Source organism: Thiorhodococcus mannitoliphagus, assembly GCF_010915725.1.
Classification (GTDB): domain Bacteria; phylum Pseudomonadota; class Gammaproteobacteria; order Chromatiales; family Chromatiaceae; genus Thiorhodococcus; species Thiorhodococcus mannitoliphagus.
In genome coordinates this window covers 23,243-42,698 of the sequence record NZ_JAAIJR010000042.1, presented here as the reverse complement: position 1 = coordinate 42,698, position 19,456 = coordinate 23,243, and the positions used below count along the sequence as shown (strand labels likewise).

14 protein-coding genes are annotated in these 19,456 nt (G+C 61.9%); 5 read left to right on the top strand and 9 right to left on the bottom strand.

What is annotated here, in order from left to right; genetic code table 11:
• From G3480_RS11980 to wecB, 4 genes are all read left to right on the top strand, one after another.
• Nucleotides 1-276, top strand: a 276-nt coding sequence (locus tag G3480_RS11980) for a DUF4351 domain-containing protein (protein WP_206171686.1), incomplete at its 5' end; no start/stop codon positions are given.
• 30 nt (nt 277-306) lie between these two features.
• On the top strand, nt 307-738 hold the full coding sequence (locus G3480_RS11975) for a DUF29 domain-containing protein (protein ID WP_164654124.1): 432 nt from the start codon (nt 307-309) through the stop codon (nt 736-738).
• Between the two features lie 25 nt (nt 739-763).
• Entirely contained in the window at nt 764-1,996 is a 1,233-nt protein-coding gene (locus G3480_RS11970) for a pyridoxal-dependent decarboxylase, exosortase A system-associated (RefSeq protein WP_164654123.1), read from the top strand.
• A gap of 73 nt (nt 1,997-2,069) precedes the next feature.
• Nucleotides 2,070-3,188: a non-hydrolyzing UDP-N-acetylglucosamine 2-epimerase gene (gene wecB, locus G3480_RS11965; RefSeq protein WP_164654122.1), complete on the top strand. Its 1,119-nt coding sequence runs from the start codon at nt 2,070-2,072 to the stop codon at nt 3,186-3,188.
• Here the strand turns inward: wecB and G3480_RS11960 are convergent.
• Nucleotides 3,157-8,217: a hypothetical protein gene (locus G3480_RS11960; RefSeq protein ID WP_164654121.1), complete on the bottom strand. Its 5,061-nt coding sequence runs from the start codon at nt 8,215-8,217 to the stop codon at nt 3,157-3,159. The genes wecB and G3480_RS11960 overlap by 32 nt on opposite strands.
• A 146-nt stretch (nt 8,218-8,363) precedes the next feature.
• Nucleotides 8,364-10,190, bottom strand: a complete 1,827-nt coding sequence (locus G3480_RS11955) for an asparagine synthetase B family protein (protein ID WP_164654120.1) — start codon at nt 10,188-10,190, stop codon at nt 8,364-8,366.
• Between the two features lie 478 nt (nt 10,191-10,668).
• On the opposite strand from G3480_RS11955, the gene G3480_RS11950 reads away from it, so the two are divergent.
• Entirely contained in the window at nt 10,669-11,343 is a 675-nt protein-coding gene (locus G3480_RS11950) for a tetratricopeptide repeat protein (protein ID WP_164654119.1), read from the top strand.
• A gap of 644 nt (nt 11,344-11,987) precedes the next feature.
• Here G3480_RS11950 and G3480_RS11945 read toward each other — a convergent pair.
• From G3480_RS11945 to G3480_RS11915, 7 genes are all read right to left on the bottom strand, one after another.
• Nucleotides 11,988-12,788, bottom strand: a complete 801-nt coding sequence (locus G3480_RS11945) for a P-loop NTPase (RefSeq protein ID WP_240905773.1) — start codon at nt 12,786-12,788, stop codon at nt 11,988-11,990.
• Nucleotides 12,789-13,067: 279 nt separating this feature from the next.
• Nucleotides 13,068-13,889, bottom strand: a complete 822-nt coding sequence (locus G3480_RS11940) for an SPOR domain-containing protein (protein ID WP_164654118.1) — start codon at nt 13,887-13,889, stop codon at nt 13,068-13,070.
• A 74-nt stretch (nt 13,890-13,963) separates the two neighbouring features.
• Nucleotides 13,964-15,280: an AAA family ATPase gene (locus G3480_RS11935; RefSeq protein ID WP_164654117.1), complete on the bottom strand. Its 1,317-nt coding sequence runs from the start codon at nt 15,278-15,280 to the stop codon at nt 13,964-13,966.
• A gap of 1,045 nt (nt 15,281-16,325) precedes the next feature.
• Nucleotides 16,326-16,766: a hypothetical protein gene (locus G3480_RS11930; protein ID WP_164654116.1), complete on the bottom strand. Its 441-nt coding sequence runs from the start codon at nt 16,764-16,766 to the stop codon at nt 16,326-16,328.
• 11 nt (nt 16,767-16,777) lie between these two features.
• Nucleotides 16,778-17,332 carry a chemotaxis protein CheW gene (locus tag G3480_RS11925; RefSeq protein WP_164654115.1) on the bottom strand — a complete coding sequence of 185 codons (555 nt, stop codon included), beginning with the start codon at nt 17,330-17,332 and terminating at the stop codon, nt 16,778-16,780.
• On the bottom strand, nt 17,329-19,062 hold the full coding sequence (locus tag G3480_RS11920; protein ID WP_164654114.1) for a diguanylate cyclase: 1,734 nt from the start codon (nt 19,060-19,062) through the stop codon (nt 17,329-17,331). The genes G3480_RS11925 and G3480_RS11920 overlap by 4 nt, the downstream gene beginning before the upstream one ends.
• Nucleotides 19,063-19,078: 16 nt before the next feature.
• Nucleotides 19,079-19,426 (bottom strand): response regulator, encoded by a 348-nt coding sequence (locus G3480_RS11915; RefSeq protein ID WP_164654113.1) that lies wholly within the window; start codon nt 19,424-19,426, stop codon nt 19,079-19,081.
• Nucleotides 19,427-19,456: the final 30 nt, after the last annotated feature.

Sequence of the window (19,456 nt, the reverse complement as noted above, 5' to 3'; positions counted from 1 at the left end):
GAAAGCGTCATCGAATGGACGGAAGACTGGAAACGCCAAGGGCTGGAGGAGGGCCGGCGGCAAGGTTGGCAGGAGGGTTGGCAGGAGGGCCGGCAGGAGGGCCGACAGGAAGGTGAATGCAGCCTGCTCGAACGCCAGTTGATCAAGCGTTTCGGTCCGCTCGACGTGGCCACTCGGGCGCGATTACGGGCGGCCGGCACCGAGCAGTTGGAAGCTTGGGCCGAGCGGATTCTTGACGCCAATCGGCTCGATGATGTGTTCAACACTAACGATTGACGCATCGAGTCATCATGAGGGCGCTGTTCGATGCAACCCAATCTACATGACGCTGATCGCCTGCGTTGGCTGGAGCAGCAAGTCCACTTGCTCCAAACAGGCCGTTTGGAGGCCCTGGATATCGAGCACCTCACCGAAGAGCTAGAGGCCGAGATGGGCAATGAGCGTCGTGAACTGTATCGACGCCTACGGATTCTGATCGGTCATCTGTTGAACTGGCACTATCAACCCGAGCAACGTTCGTCGAGCTGGGCCGGGACGATCCGCGCCCAGCGCAAGGATATCCTCAAGCTGCTCAAGGGTTCGCCCAGCCTGAAGCGCTTCATTGAGGAAGAAATCCGCGAGGCTCATCAGGACGCCGTCGATCTGGCGAGTTTCGAGACCGGCATCGACACTGCCAACTTTCCCGCCGATTGCCCTTACAGTGTCGATGACTTATTGGACGCCAATTATTGGCCCTGAGCCGGCAGGCAGGAACTACAGCCATATGAGTTCGATCCGCCACACCGCCCCGCTGAGCTGTGCAATCAGCGACAACCAGCTCGTCATCGGCGGCTTCCCCATCACCCGCCTGACCGAGCGTGTCGGACGCACGCCCTTCTATGCTTATGACCGTGCCCTGATCAGCGCGCGCATCGCCCAGCTACGCCAAGCCATGCCGGATCAAATCCATCTGCATTACGCGATCAAGGCCAATCCCATGCCGGCCGTGGTCCAACATCTGGCCGGCCTGGTCGATGGATTCGACGTGGCCTCCGGTGGCGAATTGAAGACCGTGCTCGACACACCCATGCCGCCGAATCAGATCAGCTTTGCCGGTCCAGCCAAGAGCCCCATCGAGCTGCGCCAAGCCATTGCCGCCGGCATCGTGATCAATCTGGAATCCGAACGCGAGCTGCTGGCGGCGGTTCAGGCCGGCGAGGCACTGGGCATCCGGCCCAAGGTCGCGGTGCGCGTCAATCCGGATTTCGAGTTGAAATCCTCCGGGATGAAGATGAGCGGCGGCCCCAAGCAGTTCGGGATCGATGCCGAGCAGGTACCCGCCGTGCTCGGCAGGATGAAGACCATGGATCTCGAATTCATTGGATTCCATATCTTCTCCGGTTCACAGAATCTGCGCGCGGAGGCGATCTCCGAGGCCCAGGAGAAAACGCTCGAACTGGCCATGCGCCTGGCCTTGGAGGCGCCCGCCCCGGTCCGTGCGCTCAATCTCGGCGGCGGCTTCGGCATCCCCTACTTCCCCGGCGAGCAACCACTGGATCTCGCCGCCGTGGGCGCGCGTCTGTCCGAACTCCTGCCAGCGGCCCGGCACGCGCTGCCGGATACGGAGTTGATCATCGAACTCGGGCGCTTCATCATCGGCGAGGCCGGGGTGTATGTCTGCCGGGTCGTCGAGCGCAAGCTCTCGCGCGGTCAGGTGTTTCTGGTCACCGATGGCGGATTGCACCATCATCTGGCCGCCTCGGGAAACTTCGGGCAGGTCATCCGCAAGAATTATCCGGTGCTGGTCGCCAATCGGGTCGAGTCGGGCGACGAACCCGAAACGGCGTCCGTGGTCGGCCCGCTCTGCACCCCACTCGACCTGCTGGCCGATAAAATGCTGCTCGGTCACGCCCGTGAAGGCGATCTGATTGCCGTCATGCAGTCAGGGGCTTACGGCTTGACGGCAAGTCCGACAGCCTTCCTAGGACATCCGCCCCCGGTCGAGGTGCTTGTCTGAGATCGATTTCGACCACTCATCCGCCAGATTTCAGGTTCTCTGTTCATCGAGATTGGAGCCGGAAGGAACGCCCATGCCCTTGATCGACATCATCGCCGGTGCGCGGCCGAATTTCATGAAGATTGCGCCCATCATCCGCGCACTCGAAGCACGCCAGACTACCGGCGGCACGCTTCGCTATCGTCTGGTGCATACCGGTCAGCACTATGATGCCCGGATGTCGGGTGACTTCTTCGCGCAACTCGGGATCCCGGAACCTGATGTCAATCTGGAGGTGGGCTCGGGCAGCCAAGCGGAACAGACCGCCGCGATCCTGACCCGCTACGAACGCCTGCTGCTGGAAGCGCCGAGCCACTTGTGCCTGGTGGTGGGCGACGTGACCTCGACCATGGCCTGCGCCATCGCGGCACAGAAGCTCTGCATCCCGGTCGCCCATGTCGAGGCCGGGATCCGCTCGGGCGACTGGACCATGCCCGAGGAGATCAATCGGATGGTAACGGATGCCATCACCAACTGGTTTTTCACCACCAGTGAAGTGGCCAACGCCAATCTACGCCGGGCGGGCATCGAGGACGAACGGATCTTCTTCGTCGGCAACACCATGATCGACAGCCTACTGGCCAATCTGCCACGTCTGCGCCAGCCGCCCTTCTGGGGGGAACTGGGCTTGCAGGCCGGCGGCTATTTCGTGCTGACGCTGCATCGTCCAGCGAATGTCGACCAGGGCGAAGGCTTCGCGCGCCTGCTGGCGGCGATCAGCACCGGGACACGCGGTTTGCCGGTGATGTTTCCGGTACACCCACGCACGGCTAAGACCCTGCGCGAACTGGTCGAGGTGCCGCCGAACGTCCGGCTGGTCGATCCACAGCCCTATCTGGAATTCAATTATCTGGTGCGCTCGGCCAAGGCCGTGATCACGGATTCCGGCGGCATCACCGAGGAAACCACGGTGCTGGGCGTGCCCTGCCTGACCCTGCGCGATTCGACTGAACGCCCCGAAACGGTGAGCATCGGCACCAATGAGCTGATCGGCACCGACCCGGCCAAACTCGGACCAGCGTTGGACCGGCTCTTTGCCGGTGAATGGAAACAGGGCGCGATTCCGGAGAAATGGGACGGCCAAACCGGCCCGCGCATCGCAGCGATTTTGGAACGCTTGTTCACGGACGCTGCCGAATCGAAATCTGTTTAGCCTGAGCGTCAAGGCTGAGTTCGATGAGTCCGCTCTGTGTGACCGACACGGTTTCCTGACGGTCGCCAAGGTCGACCTCGAACTGATCACCGATAGATACACCGGTAACCAGTAACCGCGTCTGCTGGCCCGGAATAGCCAATCGGACCGGCTCCATAAAATGGCCGATGTCGAAGAGCAGCAGACTATTATCCGTATAGGCCGCAAGCGCCTCGCCACTGTTCAAGCGTAAGGGCTCGACAGGCTTCGGATTCGCTCCGCGCAGACTCGGGGTCAAGGCGATCAGGAATCGATCCAGCCGATTCGGCTGTGTGGGCTGGATCTCGATCCGCCAGAGCCCATTGTCGAACCAACGGGCCTTCAGCGAGTCCTGGCCAAAATTGATGCCATCGAGCACCTGATCGTCGCCATCAGCCTCGACATAGTACTCATACCCCTTCCCGCCTACGAGTCGGGTCACCGCCTCCTTGGGTGCCAATCGCACCAGATCCAGCTTACCGCGCCCATTGACCATCGACAGGCGTGCAGACGGACTTTCCAGGATGCCCGCGTTCTCGTTCCCCAACTTGACACGCAGATCCGGGATATCTGGCCGTTGCGGCAGGTGCAACAACCACTTCTTGGTATAACCGGGATCGGTTGACTCGACCGTGTCGAACACGAAGACACGATCTTCATCGAGTAGATAGAGCAGTGCGCGCGTGACTTGCGCAACCTTGCCGCCTCGGTCTTGGCTATCGTAGTCGCTGTTGTCATAGGCCCCGGTGAGATCGGCCTCGACATACAACAGACGGTCGTCGATGAGCTGATAGGTACGGATCACACCTCCTTCGTAGTGCCGCCCCTGACCGATTTGGGCCAGCCAATCCGCGACGCCCTGAACCGAGCTCCCAGTCGGCATGACGATCCGCTGTCCGCCGTCGATGACGTTGCGCTCGACGAGTGGCGATGGATGGATGCGCTCATTTGGACGCAGCACCAGCAGCGAGTTGCGTGAGACCGTGCGAATGCCGTAGTAGAGCCGATTGGGTGCCGCAATATCGCCCCGATAGGTGGCATTGCTGATCGCCAGTGGCGCGCCCTTCAAGAGCGTGAAGTGACCGGCGTCGTAGTGACCGTGATGCGTGAGGCTATGGCCGGCACGCAGGGTCAGCAGGGTGTCGTCCGCTCCCCAACCGCTACGCGCCACGATCTGATTGAACGCCTTCGGCCCAAACCAGTCAGCGCTGGGCAGCACCGTCTTCAAGCCATCCAGCGTGCCTGATGTAACAGATGCCAGCGGCCACACTGTCGGGTCGTTGAAGAGCTGGAAGCCCCAGCGATAGTCACGATAGTAACTCTCGGTTCCATGTCTGGCTTCCAGCCAGCGCGAGTAGCTCGATAGCACACGACTGCGCGTGAGCTGGACGATGAGATCGATGACCCGGCGCGTTTCGTCCTTTAGATCGACCCGGGGGCCTTCGTCGCCTGTCAGCTCGACGCGCCCATCCGGGCGGGTCATGTAGAGCGTCCAGAGCCCGACGCGTTCGAGCGCCTTGCGGATCTCGGGGGCGTACTGCGTCTCCTCGAAGCCATTGAGATAAGCGGCGGCAGCCAGCGTCAGTATGAAGGCGCGCGAATTGATCCAATAATTGTAGCCTTCGGGCCAACCTTCCGTCAGTCTGAGCGCAGCAATGGCCTCGCGGAAATGGGCTTGGCTACGGCGGATCAACTCCTGCTGCTCGGGGTTCTCCGGATCGATCGCGATGGCGATCAGCCAAGCCGTCGACGCCAGCGAGACCCGGCCATGCCACAGCGACGGGCCGCGACCGTCGAGCAGCTCAAGATAGCGGGGTAGCAGGTCGAGCAGTCGGGCCTGAACGCGACTTCGGGTCGAGGCTGGCATTTCGGGATGGAGCGCAAGCCAATCATAGGCCCAGGCCAGTTCCCAGCCATCGCTGTAGTCGCCTCCAGCATTCGGCAAACTCGGCTGAAAGGTGTTCAGCGCCTCAAGCCCCCGGCGCCCAGACGCTTCGTCACCGGTCAGGATCCAACAGACCGCCAGCCGCAGCGCACCAGAGCCACCGCAGGGTGGATAAGGTCTCGCATCGATCCCCACGGCGACATACTGATCTCGACGTGACCTGATGGCAGGCGCCAGACCGTGACCGTCCCAGTCGGCAAGCTCGGGCAATAGGATCCGCGGATGCGTGGACCGCTGACGCCCATCCAGAGCGACGTCGACAAGACGTGGCGGGGCGCGTAGCCAGGGCTCGAGCCAGGGCAGTTCGATTTCATAGCGCTCCAAGACCTTGGTCACCAACTGTCGTCCGTCCACATCATAAAAGCGCATCGTCTGTTGGAGCGCCACGACCGCCGCAGCGCTTGAGAGCACCAGGACAACCATCACGATCATCAGCGATTGTTTTCGGTGATTGAGCGTGAAACGCCAGCGCCTTCCCTGGGTATTGGTATTTAGAAAGTGTCCATCAGTTGTTTCCCGATGCGAGCGATGCCGCCCGAAATCCCCCCTAGCCCCCCTTTGCGAAAGGGGGGAAGTTGTTGATGGACGCTTTCTTAGAGCCGTCGAACTCTGTTCGGTTTGGAACACCGATGGGCTCTGCTCATCCCTGGGATACGGATGCGCTAGGCGACGTGATGCTTGGCCTAGCGGCAGAGCGTCATGCGGCAGTTGTGTACGGCTCGGATCTCGGGCGCGCCGAGCACTAGCCGACCCCAGGGCCAGCAAGGTGATCAGCCAGAACAACAAGGAAAGGCGCGGAGAATCGATGATGGTGCCGAAGGCACCGACCGCATAGAAGCCAGCGAGGGCAGCGAGTAGCGCGAAGACCAATGGATCGATGGCAGCGGATCGGGCTGTGGTCGTTAGTGCGGTCAGGGCCAGCAAACCAAACAGGAACAGACCAGTCAGCCCGAGTTCGAAATAGACATGCACCCAAAGATTCTTGATGTGCCATGGCAAATGGTCGAAGTCGGAATACATGAACCAACGATCGAAACCCTGCTCGAAATCGCCGTTGTCCACCCGTTCGCGTCCACTCTGATCAATAATCGAGATCGCATCGATGTCGATCCAGCGACCGGCAGAACGGTTGGCCAATTCAAGCGTCAGCCAGCCTTCGAGCCCACCCTTGAATGAACCGAGACCTTGGGCCTCGAAATTTTGGTCAACGGTAGTCCAACGACCATCAGTCGATTGAATAGATTGGTTGAACGTCTGACAGCTCGGATTCCATTCCTGAGCAGGCACCAGGTGCCGATGACAGATCCGCATCTCCAATTGGATGGGTTTGGATTGCTCATCCGTGCGCACTGCAAAGGCTAGCTGGTAAGTCTGCTGAGGTACGAGCGAGAGACGCTGACCAATCCGAATGTTGTTTCCGCCAAGCAGCCTGAGTGAGTGGTTTGAACCTTCGCCCTCAAGCCTGAATCCTGCGACGGATGCGGGATCCTCATGCATCAGATAGTAAGTCTGGGGGAAACGTCCAACCCCTTGGCCCAAGAGTCGGGTGCTGAGGCCGCGATCCATGATGGATACAGCGGTCTGCCAATGCGCGATGCGGGTCTGTAGATCCATGGAGGCATCGGCTAGACGCGTATCCATGCGGTAGCCGAAAAGGCTCAGGGTAAGCAGGAACACAAAACCCGCGAATACCGCCAGGATCGCGCCAGACTGATGCAAAGGCAGCCGCCCCGCCATCCGCTTACCGGTCCAAAATCCGGCGATTACAGCGGGCGGGATACAGATGGCCGCTTGGAGCAGGGGCGTCAACGGCAAGAATCCATAGTTCCGATCGAAGATGGTCCAGGTAGCGAGAAGGGTCAGTGTCAGCATCAGAATCGTCATGACCACCGGACGCCAGCGACCCCTGGCGACGGGGCTTGGGACCATCGTCACCAGCGCACCGCTCAGGAAGGCGCCGAGACTATAGGCGAGTACCACGGCACCACCGCTGCGAAAGGCGACATAGGCGGTGCCGACCATCGTGAACGCGGCGAGGAGAAGGAGCGACATGCCGTCAGAATTGGTCCTTGGGCGCCGCCTCAGAATCAGCATCAGCGCAGCCACCGCGATCGCCACGAAAACGCCCAGATAGACCCCGCGCGAGAAGGTGACGAAGGCCGTATAGAGAACGCCCAGTACAGCAATACCGGATAGGCTGGCGACAATTGGTCCGCGTGCGGTCAGGAAGGCGGCAGCCGTGAACGGCAGCGTGAGCAGCAGCCAGCCATCGATCGCCGTTCCACCGGTATGCATGTCGGCGAAGAGTGCCGTGACCCGGTAGGGAGTCGTGAAGTCGAGCAATGAGCTGATGGGGGCGTAGATGTTGCTCCAAAAAAATAACGTTGAATAAAAGCCACGCTCCCAGAGCACAACGGCGAGCACCGCAAGACCCGCGAAAGACATCCCGAGAAAAAGGTATCGCCGGGCGCACGCGGCGTCTGAACGGTCTTCGGCCACCCAGGCCGGATAGAGCAACAAGGCCCAGAGGAGACCTTTCGAGACACGCAAGGCGTTGAAGGGGCTGTAGTAGCTAAAGAAACTATTGGCGTCGACCGACGGCCAGGGGTGGAGTGTACGAAACAGCGAAATCAACACCAGCCCGATAAAGAGGGCTAGGAGTAATCTCGAAAAGGGCGGTATTGCTCCGAGCGATGGAGTATAGCGACCGCGTAAGAGATAGGCGGCGAGCGTGATGAGCACGCAGGCGTCGAATTCGTCGACATAGATCCGCCCCGTCCAGGGGCGCAGGTCTAGAACGGGCAGCAGCAGCGGCAGGAAGATCAGCCAGAGCGCCGGGCGCCAGAGCAGGACCCCCAAATAGACGGTCGCGCCAAAGAGCAAGGGTAGACGGGCGAATGGGAGGCCTTGGAGGATCCAGATCGCGAAGCAGAGCACGACGACGCCGAGCGCGCGGCCAAGCGAACGGGTAAGACCCTGACTGGGGCCTGGACGAAGCCGACCCACAGCCGGCTTCGCGGCTGGCGTTGGAATGCTGGCAGGGCTCACGGATTGATGTTGCGGCATAACCCGATCTCGCGGTCCACTAGGACGAATCGACGCAGAGCGCGTCTGCACTGACTCCCCAGCAAACAAGCGTGGGAGCCAGACGAAAGGAATCTACTCGGAGCCTGGGATCCGGCAGAGAGCAAACATGGAGTGAGGTGATCTTCTCAACCGGACTCCCGCGCCGCCAGCCATTCCTCCAGCATCAACATGACCCAGAGCATCTTGCCGAAATAGGTCGGATGCAGGGTCTGGTGCTCGGTCTGGATACGGGCGATATAGTCCGGTCGCAGCCAGCCGCGACGACTGAGATCGGTCAGCCGATCCCGCACCCGCTCGGCAAGCGCTTGGTGGTCGCGCAGCCAGATCCCGAACGGAAGCCCGAAGCCGTGTTTGGATTTCTTGATGATGGCTTCGGGTAGATAGTCCTTGAGCGACTGCTTGAAGAACCAGCGCAGATATTGCCCCTTGACCTTCCAATCCGGCGGCACCTGCCCCGAGAACTCGACTAGTGCATCGTCGAGCAGCGGATAACGGACCTCGACACCAGCCGCCTCGGCCATGGCGGAAACCTTGCGCAGATCATTGTCGGCCAGGGTGAACTTGAGATCCAGGTGCAGCATGCGGTTGATGAAGTGCCGGCTGTCGGCGCGCTCGTAAGGATCGCGCAGCAAGACGATTGGCCGCTCGGGATCGACCTGCGCCAGGAACTCGGACGTGAACATCTCATCGAGCGGCTGACGATGGAAAAAGTTGTAGGCCTCCATTCGATCGGGCAATGGGGTCTTGGCCTGATGGACATAGCTCTTGAGCTTACGACCCGGCATCAGCCGATCTATCCAGGGGAAGGCGACGGTCGGCTCAATGAGCCCGTTCCTGATCCAGCCGGGAATCCGGCCATAGAACTCGAAGACCTTCTGTTTGGCGTAGCGCTCGTTGCCGCCGAGGATCTCGTCGCCACCGTCGCCACCCAGCATGACCCGATAACCGTCATCAGCGGCCAGCTTGGCGCAGAAATAGGCCGATACGGCCGATTCGTTGGCGAAGGGCTCGTCGTATTGATGGGCGATGCGCGGGATGGCGTCTAGAACGTCTTTAGGCGTCAGGTAATACTCGCGCGCATCCAGACCAAAATGACGCGCCGCGATCCGTGCGTATTCCATTTCGTCGAAGCCCTCGGCTTCGAAACCCATCGAGTAGGTGCGGGCAGGTTTGCCCTGGACGGCTGTCAGCAGTCCAGCCACGGTTGAACTGTCGATCCCGCCTGATAGAAAGGCGGCCACATCATCCGTCCCACGCGCCCGCTCCACACCCTCTCGCAGCAGGCGTCTGAAGTCGTCAGCCTGTTCCTCGAAGTCTCGACGCGGCTCATCGCGATAGGCCAAATGCCAGTAGAAACCGCGCTCGATCTTGCCTGACCTGTAACGCACCCATTGGGCGGGCAGCAGTTTTTCCACACCCCGAAAGATGGTTCCAGGCGCGGGCACCATGCTGAAATAGAGATAGTCGAAGATCCCCTGTGGATCCAGATCGGCCGCGAGATCCGGATGGTCCGCGACCAGATCGGCCCGATTGGAGAAAATCAACCCCTCGCTGGAGCGCGCGAAGGCCAGGGTCTGGATGCCAATCCGATCGACCGCCAGAAAGGCGTCCTGTCGCGGTGCATCGAGGATGGCAAGCGCGAAGCTTCCATGTATGCGCTGCGTCAGTTCGGGTCCATGCGCGCGCCAGAGACGCAGAAGCGTCATCGCAGCATCCTCTCCCGCCGGTTGCGGCTCGCTAAACACTGGCCGACCGCTCATGAGCGCGAGCACGCCTTCCTTTTCGGCCATGACGCACATCGGCCCCATCAGGGACATCACGGCCCCGTCCATCACGCGGATACTCCGCTCATCCAGTGCGTAGCCGCGCCTGGCCATCAGGGAGGCGGCCATTGCGCGCAGGGCACCCTGAGGCTTGGACCCGAAGTCAAGCCAACCGCAAAAATCTCGCATCGCTAAACCCTCAACTCATGACCCTATCGTATCCAATCGCTATAATATCCAATCGTCGCCCCTCGAAGCCGCAGCACAATCGAACACGCTAAGAGAGCGCCCATCAATTATTTCCCGCTGCGAGCGATGCCGCCCGAAATCCCCCCTAGCCCCCCTTTGCGAAAGGGGGGAAGTTGTTGATGGACACTTTCTAAGAGAACCCCAGTATTCTTGCCATCTTGGCCTCGTTTCGCTTAACTTTGCACACCTTCACGCTTCGGGGCCGCCCCCTCCCTTCAAGGCCTGACAAAGGTCGACGCTCGTCACAGACACCATGGAAAGATGCCCGCATTGCGGTAGCTCAAATGTGCGCCGCTCCAACAAACCCATCTCAACGTCGAGTTCTGGGTCCCACCGCCTATTCTTCAGATGGTTCCGCTGCCGTGAATGCGGCCGCCGTTTTCACCTGCGGGATAGCTTCCTCATCCAGAAGTGGATCATGGGTACTGTGGCGGCGATGATGATCATGGGCGTCATGCTCTGGGTCTACCTGAGCGAGCTTGCCGACAGCAAGCCGGCCGAATTCATCAAGGACGAGCCACTTCAAGCCGCCACCGTCCAGACACCAGGCCACGCGATCCATGATGAATCCGTGCGGGACAATCCAGACTTGCATCGGGCAGCGGAGAGCGGCGACGCGGAGGCCCAATATCGTGTCGGCATGACCATTGTGCAGCGCTCTTGGGAGCGTAGCGAACCGTTTGCAATGCTCGACGCCATCACCTGGATCCGCAAGGCCGCCGATCAGAACTATATCCCAGCCCAGCGTGTCCTGGGGGCGCTCTACGAAAAGGGACGCGGGCTGATTCAGGACTACAAACTCGCCAACGAGTGGTACATGCGCGCCGCCGAGCAAGGAGACGCCCACGCGATGGCGCGGCTGGGGATGTTGTTCGCGCGTGGACGCGGGGTGAAGCAGGACCTTACCCAGGCCTATGTGTGGATGAACCTGGCCTCGGGCCGCGGCGATCTCGACGCCGAGAGCGAGCGCAACAAGATCCAGAGCCTGTTGTCGACCGCTGAACTCGCAGCGGCACAGGAACGCTCGCGCAGCCTGGATGCCGAGCTTCCCCGTCTCACCGGGCACTCCGAGATGCTCCCGATTGGGTTTTGAGCATTGACCCCGCGGCAGGGGCACTCCCCGTCGACACAATGAAGCCGCCTCATATCGGCAATGCATTCCGTCGCGATCAACCTCTTTCGCTCCGGCCGAGAGGCTGAATCTCAGCCCGACTCAGAGCGGATCGCGTCACTTTTCACGGTAGCCTGGAGTGCAAGCCGAGCCTGCGCTCAGCGGGCAGTTCCCTGAAATTCCAAGTGGCTCTATGTGCGTTTCGGACTGCTGGGCTGGTTCGCTACGAATTCGAAGGTATGTTTCCGCACCGACCCTAACGCCTCAATAGGTCGTGGCAGCCTTGGGTGAGGATATTCGTTAGAACGCGCTCATCAATTGTTTCCCGATGTGAGCGATCCCGTCCGAAATTCCCCCTGGCCCCCCCTTTGCGAAAGGGGGGAAGTTGTTGATGGTCACTTTCTTAGAGTGGTACCCCGGCCCCGAATCCTGATCTTCGAATCGGCTCTGGCATGACCGCTCCGATCACACCCCAGACATCCCCGACGCGCAACGGACCCCGCTCATCGAGGTTGCACGGCATGGCCAATGCCTGCGCCTGGTTGCTGCCGCCTCCCCCGCCCTGCCGCCACCGGGGCGGTTGCAAGCCGGTAGATGAGCGCATGGGCTTCGCCCTCAGCGACGCTTCAGGTACCGAGCAGCCTCTTGAAGAAACGCCCAAGCCCGCCTCGGAAATCCTCCTCGCGGCCCTCGATCAAGCGCATCGCGGTCTCGCGAATGCGTTGGGCGCTGGCGGCCCCAGGATTCAGAACGAGATGCGGCTTCTGCGCGAGGATGCTCTTCTCGATCAGAGGATCGAGCGGGACATAGCCGACGCACTCCAGGGTGCCGTGCACGAACCTGTCGGTCACGCTCGTCAGACGATCGGCGATGCGGCGCGCCTCGGCGGCGGACGCCACCGAGTTGACCAGCAGCTTGAGCGGCTTGGCTTCCTGCGCCAGAACCGCCTTGATGATGCCATAGGCGTCCGTCAACGAGGTCGGATGCGGGGTGGTGACCACGATCACCTCGTCAGCCGCCAGCGCGAACCGGAGCACGCTGTCCCCGATTCCGGCGCCGGTATCGATGATGAGCACATCGTAGCCGCTCAGCCCCTGCAAGCTCTTAATGACATTTTGACGCTCGATCTCGCCCAGATCGGCCAGTTCGGCGATCCCACTGGCCCCGGCGACCAGGTCCAGCCCATAGCCGGTCGGCATGATGATCTGGGCCAGCGACCGCTGTCCGCGCACCACGTCGTGAAGGGTGAATCGGGGAATGATCCCCAAGAGCACGTTGAGATTCGCCAATCCCAGGTCGCCATCGAGCAAGAGGACCTTGCGGCCCGCGCGAGCGATGGCGATCCCTAGGTTGATAGCCAGGGTCGTCTTGCCGACCCCTCCCTTTCCAGAGGTGATGCAGAGGGTACGCATGAGTCCTGTTCGCAAAACCGCATCCAGGGCAAGAAGCAGAGTTTCCTTCGGCAACTGCCGCACGCTGGAAACCATTAGCCCTAGCCCGGACGGGGCTCAATAACATCTGTAAGATCAAATACTCGACTGTAAGATCAACGACTCGAACGGCGTCGGCACAACCCTTGCTCTGGGCTGCCTGTGCCGTCGAGGTGGTCTGTAAGCCTGGGGTATCGCATTCGACGCGGCTTGACTGAGACGGCCGAGCCGACGCAAGAGCTTAACAGGGTGCGGCCCGGAAAGGACCTCCCGACTTCACTCGCCGAAGTGGATCACACGCGTGACCATGCACTCATGGCCCCGAGCGCGCAAGCGCTCGCACCAGGCCACTGCCTCGGATTGGCTCGCCCAATCGAGCGCCCGCAGGCGAAAGAAATCGTCGCGAGCGTCGCCGAAGCTCGGGCGGCTGATCTCCAGTGTCAGACCCTCCAGCATAGAGGCATACCGACGTGCGAACAGATCCCGGTCCGACTCGACTCGGGAACGCGAGCGCCCAGCCAAGAGTTGAACTTGCCAGCGGTAGTCCAAGGCTCCCGCGATGGGCTCGGACCCAGTCGGTACCGCTGGCGTCTTCGCCGCTGCCACCTCGACGACCTCGGGTGATGGCGCGAGCGGCTCGATCGGGACCGCAAGCTCCTCCGGCGCGATCGAGTCCTCCGGGGGCGAATCGACTTCAGCAGGCAACGCTTTAGCACTGACCAGCCCGACGGGAGCCGACTCCTCAAGCGGCAGTGCCTCGCCGAGCGCCGGGGCATCCGGCTCGGAAAGCGACTCAGGGACCTGGACCGCCGACGAATCCTCGGCGCCAGCCATCGCCGAGGTGGCCTCGTCACCCTGCATGTCCTCCTCGGCGAGATCCGGCTCGGCGAGATCCGGCTCGGCAAGACCCGGCGCGGCGCGCATGGGGCGCTCCTGGGGCAAGAGCTTGGGCAACGGCAGCACAACTTCAGGCAACTGCTCCAGCCAGGCAGGATCATCCCCCAGGCTCGGCTTGGAGAGCGAGGCATCCCACTCGCCCTTGGCCGAGTCCGATGTCACGATCAGGGCACCCACAAGCACCAGAAACGCGGCGCTCACCCAGCCATGGCTTCCTGCTCCGCGACCCTCTGCCCGTGACCCTGACAGCGAGACACTCGAGATCGGCACAGCGCTCATCGCGTCTGCACCCGAATGACGCACTCCGTGCTCCCGTCCACGCTCGCCCCCTCACCGCAAGCCCTGAGACGCTCCCGATTGCCTTCCACCAGCCGGATCGCGTAGAGAAGCTCGCGATAGGCATTCGCGTCGGAGCGCGCCAGGAGCAGGCTTCCGGCATTCCAGAAGCGATCCGACCCGATCAGCCGGGCACCCAGCTCGATGCGCCAATCCTCCTGCGCAGTGGCCCAAGAGCCGAGCCAAAGCGCGGCGGGCAAGAGAATCAAGACGCCCGCCAGGAGGATCACCAAGAGCGGCCGGACGCCAAGACGCGCGCGGGAGACCGGCTGGGTCGCCGCGAACAACTCCTCCATCGCCTGGGTATCTTGATGGCGCGATGCGGCTTCGGCATCGTAGAGCCGCGACGTGGGATCGACCAGCCAGGCTTCGATGTTGCGCCCCATGTCCTCGCGATAGCGGGCCATGCGGTCTTGGCGCGCCTTGAAGCGCCAGGTCCCGTCCGGCTGATCACCCTGCTCGCTCAGGGTCAGCCATTCCGAGCCCAACGACTGAAAGGCCAGACTGACCTCGCAGCTCGAACACTGGACCAGCAACGGCCGGCCAGCCTCCGCAGCCTCCTGGACGGCCTCGTCGAGCGGGATCTCGGTCAAGAGGGTCATGCGGCCGTACTCGTGGCGCACGGTCGCGATGAAATCATGCGTCGAGCCGTCCCGGTCGCACAGACTCATCAGCAAAGAGACCCCGTAGAGCGGCTGGGCCAGATTGGCCCGCAACCGGCTGATGTCCTTGAGCAGCGTCGGCAGCCCCTCGAGAACGGCCGGATCGCAGGGCAAGGGGACGAGCACCCGATGGGCCGCCGTGAGCGCATTCAGGGTGAGCAGACTCAGCGACGAAGGACAATCGATCACCACGTGCTCGAAGTCCAGAGACAGGCTGTGGATCGTTCCAATCGCCTGAAAGAGCCGGGTGAGACAGTCCCCCATGGGGGCCAACTCGCTCCCCAGATCGGACAGTCCGGCGGACGCCTGGGCCACGTAGATGTCCGGAATGGAGGTCCCGACGATCATATCGCGCGAGATCTGCGCCTCGCGCAACATCCGCTCACTCCCGCCGCGGTCGAGCGCGCCCGGAGCCAGCGCCTGTCCCGCACGGCCCGCAGGATCCAGGTCCATGAGCAAGACCGTCCGGCCCGCGGCCGCCAGCGCCAGCGCTAGATTGACGGCGGTCGTGGTCTTGCCCACCCCGGCTTCCTGGCTGACGACGGCGATGATTTCGGGTGAAGGCTGCTGAGTGTCAGGCGTCGTAGGGGTCATAATGCTGTTTCCGCAGGCATCAATGAGGGGAGTCGGGTGATTTAGAAAGTGTCCATCAATTGTTTCCCGATGCGAGCAATGCCGCCCGAAATCCCCCCTAGCCCCCCTTTGCGAAAGGGGGGAAGTTGTTGATGGACGCTTTCTTAGCTCCCGCAAGCATGGCGTCCGATGCCGAGCGCCTATGGCCCATCCGCCATGACGCCCCAGGAGCCTGTCCGACTTGGGGGGATCGAAGCGAGGAAGTGGAAGAGCGAAGCCATTTCGTTCCGGTCTTGAGGCGCATAGTGGTTCTATGTAACGAAAAAGCGGGGCGAAAGGGACCCTTCTCCCGATTCCGCAGCCGATTCGTCCTAAGTCGGACAGGCTCCCAGGCAAGGTCTTGCATCGCAACGGCCAGAAGACTATGGCAGCCATGGGTGGCGCGCAAATCCGACCGACGAGCGCGAATACAGCGCGGAGCTGCCCCGCAAGGGACCCACTTGGACAAGGAGAAGCCGTCACCCCGGGCGGCCTGGAGGTCCGGAACCCCGCCTGGAGCGAATTCCGTTTCCTCTGGTGATGCCGACCTTGTCGCACCGATCGCTGAGCCTGGCTCAGCGACAAGGGAAGGAACAAGTGCCTTCAGCCCCATCAGCACGGAAATTGCCGCGCACAGGGCTCAACACAGAAATCCGCAGACACGCTTACCTCTCTTGTTCGCAAAAACCAAACAGGGCGATTTCCGGAAATGACCTTAGAAAGCGCCCATTAATTGTTTCCCGATACGAGCGATCCCGCCCGAAATCCCCCCTAGCCCCCCTTTGCGAAAGGGGGGGAAGTTGTTGATGGTCACTTTCTTACTCCAAAGACGCGGGTCGGATGGGCAAAGTCAGCACTCGGGGCTTGAGCGTCACCTCGGCGCTGAACGGACCTGCCCATCCTGCAAAGCGCTGAGCTGAGATGATGGGCACGCCCCTTGACCCTCGGCACTCCGAATCAAGCGCAGCGTGAGGGCTTTGCCCATCCGGGATCGGAACTGCGGGTCTATTGTTTCCTGGAAATCACCTTAATCCAAGACTGGCGGGTCTTCGTGGTCCGCCGCCGTAGCGAGTCGGGGGAGCTGCCAGGCGTCGAGAACGATGATCAGTCTGTCATCGGGCGGATGCCCGATGTAGGCCAGGGCGCGAACGCAGGCCAGGCTCTGGCGGGCCGCCAGCAGCGGCGGCAAGGGTCGCAGGGCGCTGGTGGGGAGACGCCAGTGGATGACCGGCTCGTCCACCCGCAGGCTGTGCGGCCCTTCGGGATGGTCGAATTCCAAGAGACGCCCGAGGGGGGTGGCCGCCGCCGCTGATTGCGGAATCTGTAGCAGGGTGGCCAGACTGGGGGCGAACGGGTCCTGGGTTTTGCACATGCCGCGTACCTTGACCCGTTCCACGGCCAGGGTCAGGGCGCCGACGCCGAATCGCACCAGATCGATCCCGCTCACATCGGTCGCTAGCGGGTCCATCGACTCGGGCATCAACGCAGTGCGCAGCGGTAGTCTTGAAACAGCCGCTCCAGATCCAGGGCGATGACCGCTTGGCCATGGTGTTGGAAGATGCCGGTGGCCAGGCCGCGCAGTTGCTCCGGCAGGGTGTCTGTCGGCGGTCGAATGGATTCCTCAATGATATCGAGGACATCCTCCACCCGGTCGACACGCAGACCGCTGCGCATGGGGACATCATCGGTGCCCCGACTCTGTCCCAGCAGGATCGCCGCGCGACGGCTGTCGGGCGCATGCGCGCACCCCAGCAGGTCGCCAAGACGAATCACCGAGGTGATATCGCCGCGCACGTTGATCACGCCTTCCAGCGAGGACGGACAGCCGGGCACAAAGTGGATGGTCGTCAGCGGCAGGATTTCAGCGACATTGCCGCCAGGAAAGGCGAAGAGCCTGTCATCAATGGCAAAGATGACGCATTTGACGGTCGCGGCCTCGACCTCGACGATGCGCTGATCGGCATCGCGACGCTGCTCCAGAACCGATGCCAAGGGGTCTTTTTCGCTGATCCCGCTCTCAGTGCTCGTGCTCATTGCGCCTCTCCACCCCCGGAGGATATTGGCTCGGCGGGCGGCATATTCGCCGGCTCAGTCGTGTTCGTAGCGATCTCGACCCGATTTCGGCCAGTACGCTTGGCCCGATAGAGCGCGCGGTCCGCGGCATCCACCAAGGCCGATGCCGTACTGAATTGCGGGTAGGCGGCGATGCCGCCACTGAAGGCGCAATGGAATTCGACACCATCGGCGAAAAAGGACACCTCGGCGAAATCGGCCCTCAATTCGTCCATGATCGACTTCGCATGCTCGGCATCCGCACCGACGAGGATGATCGCGAATTCCTCCCCGCCATAGCGTCCCACCAGATCGACCTCGCGCAGTCGCAGACGCAGGGTGCGACTCAGGGCCATCAGCACCTGATCTCCGACCGGATGACCATAGGTATCGTTGACGGACTTGAAGTGATCCACGTCGATCATGGCCAGACAAAAATTGGTCTGGCTCCGACGACAAGCGGCCTTGGTGACCTCCAGCAACTGGAGGATGGTGTTGTGATTGAAGAGCCCGGTCAGACCGTCGCGAATCATCAACGAGCGCAGGGTGCGCATGCGCTCCGCGCGCAGATGGACCTCGGCGATCAGGCGCTCGGGTGCAAGCGGCTTGGTGAGGAAGCCGTCGGCACCGACCTCCAAGGCCTTGAACTGGCGATCGGCGTTGGTCTCCGAGGAGACATAGATGATCGGCAGGCCGAGATAGCCGGGCATTTGGCGCAACACCCGGGCCAGGTCAGGACCCGAGCAATTGGGCATGTAGAGGTCCATCAGCACCAAGTCGGCGTCGAAGCCATCGAGCGCATCGGGCACGCGCTCGGGCTCGTTCGACACCCGCGTGACCATCCCCGCCTCTTCCAGCACCATGGAAAAGAACTGGGCCACGTCCGGGTCGTCATCCACGATCAGAATATGGTAGGGCTCGGGGGGGTTGCGGTTGGTCAGTTGGTCGAGAATCTCGGCCATCTCGACCGCATTGACGGGTTTGGCGCAGTAGGCGTTGCCACCGGACTGGACCGCCCGCAATCGGGCACTGAAGTCGTTGCGGCTCGACATGAAGACACAGGGAACCGGCCGCTCAATGCTGGCGTTCAATGCCGCGATGGCTGCGGGACCCGCGTCCAGACCTTCGGGGAAGACCACATCCATGATGATCGCCCTCGGACGTTCGCTCAGGAAGGCGTGACGCAGGGCATCCAGGGTCACGAAAGGGATGACCTGATAGCCGAAACAGCTCAGTTGGCCAGACAGCTCCTGAGCGATGATCGGGTCATCGTCGCACAGATAGACCAGCCGTTGGCGACGTTCTCTGGTACAGCCATCGGCCGCCTGACGGGCGGGGATCTCGAAGCTCGGCCCCGGATCAGGGGATGCCTCAAGCACGAGGTCAAGTGCTTCCAATGTGCGCAGTTCCTGATCCAGATCGAGGATCAAGCGCTCCGTCACCCCTGCGTTCTGGTCCAGCGCCTCGCGTAGCGCCTGCTCGGCGGCCTTGGCCGATGCGTTGATGGAGTCGAAACCAAAGGAGGCGCCAGACCCCTTGATGGTGTGGAAAATGAGATGAAGTGTCTCGAGTTCCGCGCGCGGGTCGGTCCCAGAGGTCAGGCCAGCGAGCAGTTCTCGCGCCCGGGCAAGCCGTCCCGGAAACTGCGCGATAAAGGATTGACGCAGCCGCTGTTTGCGCTCCCTGAAGGATTCGTTCTTGCCGCTCGCCATGTCCGTTGCTCGTGCGCTAACGCTGCGCGATGACCCGTGGAAGATCGGTCTCCATCGAACTGTCCTTCATCAGGCACGCCAGGAGCCCGGGCTGTTGCGCCGCCAGCGGCTGCGGATCGTCACCGGTGAGTAGCACGAAGGGCATCGTCAGCCCTTGACCGCGCATCTCATCGAAGAGTTCCAACCCGTTCATCAGAGGCATGTGCATATCCGCAACCACGAGGTCGAAGGTCGCGGGACCGCTGAGCGCCTCCAATGCCTCCAGGCCCTGTTCGACGAGCCGGCATTCATGTCCGGCGTCCTCCAGAACGGCCACCGTCATCTCCCCGGCCAATGGATCGTCATCGACGACAAGAATCTGCATCGGCTTCCAACTCTCTCTCGTGGTCAAAGG

Excerpts from the sequence above, each read along its gene's own strand:
- G3480_RS11975 (WP_164654124.1), top strand. The coding sequence starts at position 307 with ATGCAACCCAATCTACATGACGCTGATCGCCTGCGTTGGCTGGAGCAG.
- G3480_RS11960 (WP_164654121.1), bottom strand. The coding sequence starts at position 8,217 with ATGCCGCAACATCAATCCGTGAGCCCTGCCAGCATTCCAACGCCAGCC.
- wecB (WP_164654122.1), top strand. The coding sequence starts at position 2,070 with ATGCCCTTGATCGACATCATCGCCGGTGCGCGGCCGAATTTCATGAAG.
- G3480_RS11920 (WP_164654114.1), bottom strand. The coding sequence starts at position 19,062 with ATGGCGAGCGGCAAGAACGAATCCTTCAGGGAGCGCAAACAGCGGCTG.
- G3480_RS11970 (WP_164654123.1), top strand. The coding sequence starts at position 764 with ATGAGTTCGATCCGCCACACCGCCCCGCTGAGCTGTGCAATCAGCGAC.
- G3480_RS11935 (WP_164654117.1), bottom strand. The coding sequence starts at position 15,280 with ATGACCCCTACGACGCCTGACACTCAGCAGCCTTCACCCGAAATCATC.
- G3480_RS11925 (WP_164654115.1), bottom strand. The coding sequence starts at position 17,332 with ATGAGCACGAGCACTGAGAGCGGGATCAGCGAAAAAGACCCCTTGGCA.
- G3480_RS11955 (WP_164654120.1), bottom strand. The coding sequence starts at position 10,190 with ATGCGAGATTTTTGCGGTTGGCTTGACTTCGGGTCCAAGCCTCAGGGT.
- G3480_RS11915 (WP_164654113.1), bottom strand. The coding sequence starts at position 19,426 with ATGCAGATTCTTGTCGTCGATGACGATCCATTGGCCGGGGAGATGACG.
- G3480_RS11930 (WP_164654116.1), bottom strand. The coding sequence starts at position 16,766 with ATGGACCCGCTAGCGACCGATGTGAGCGGGATCGATCTGGTGCGATTC.
- G3480_RS11950 (WP_164654119.1), top strand. The coding sequence starts at position 10,669 with ATGGGTACTGTGGCGGCGATGATGATCATGGGCGTCATGCTCTGGGTC.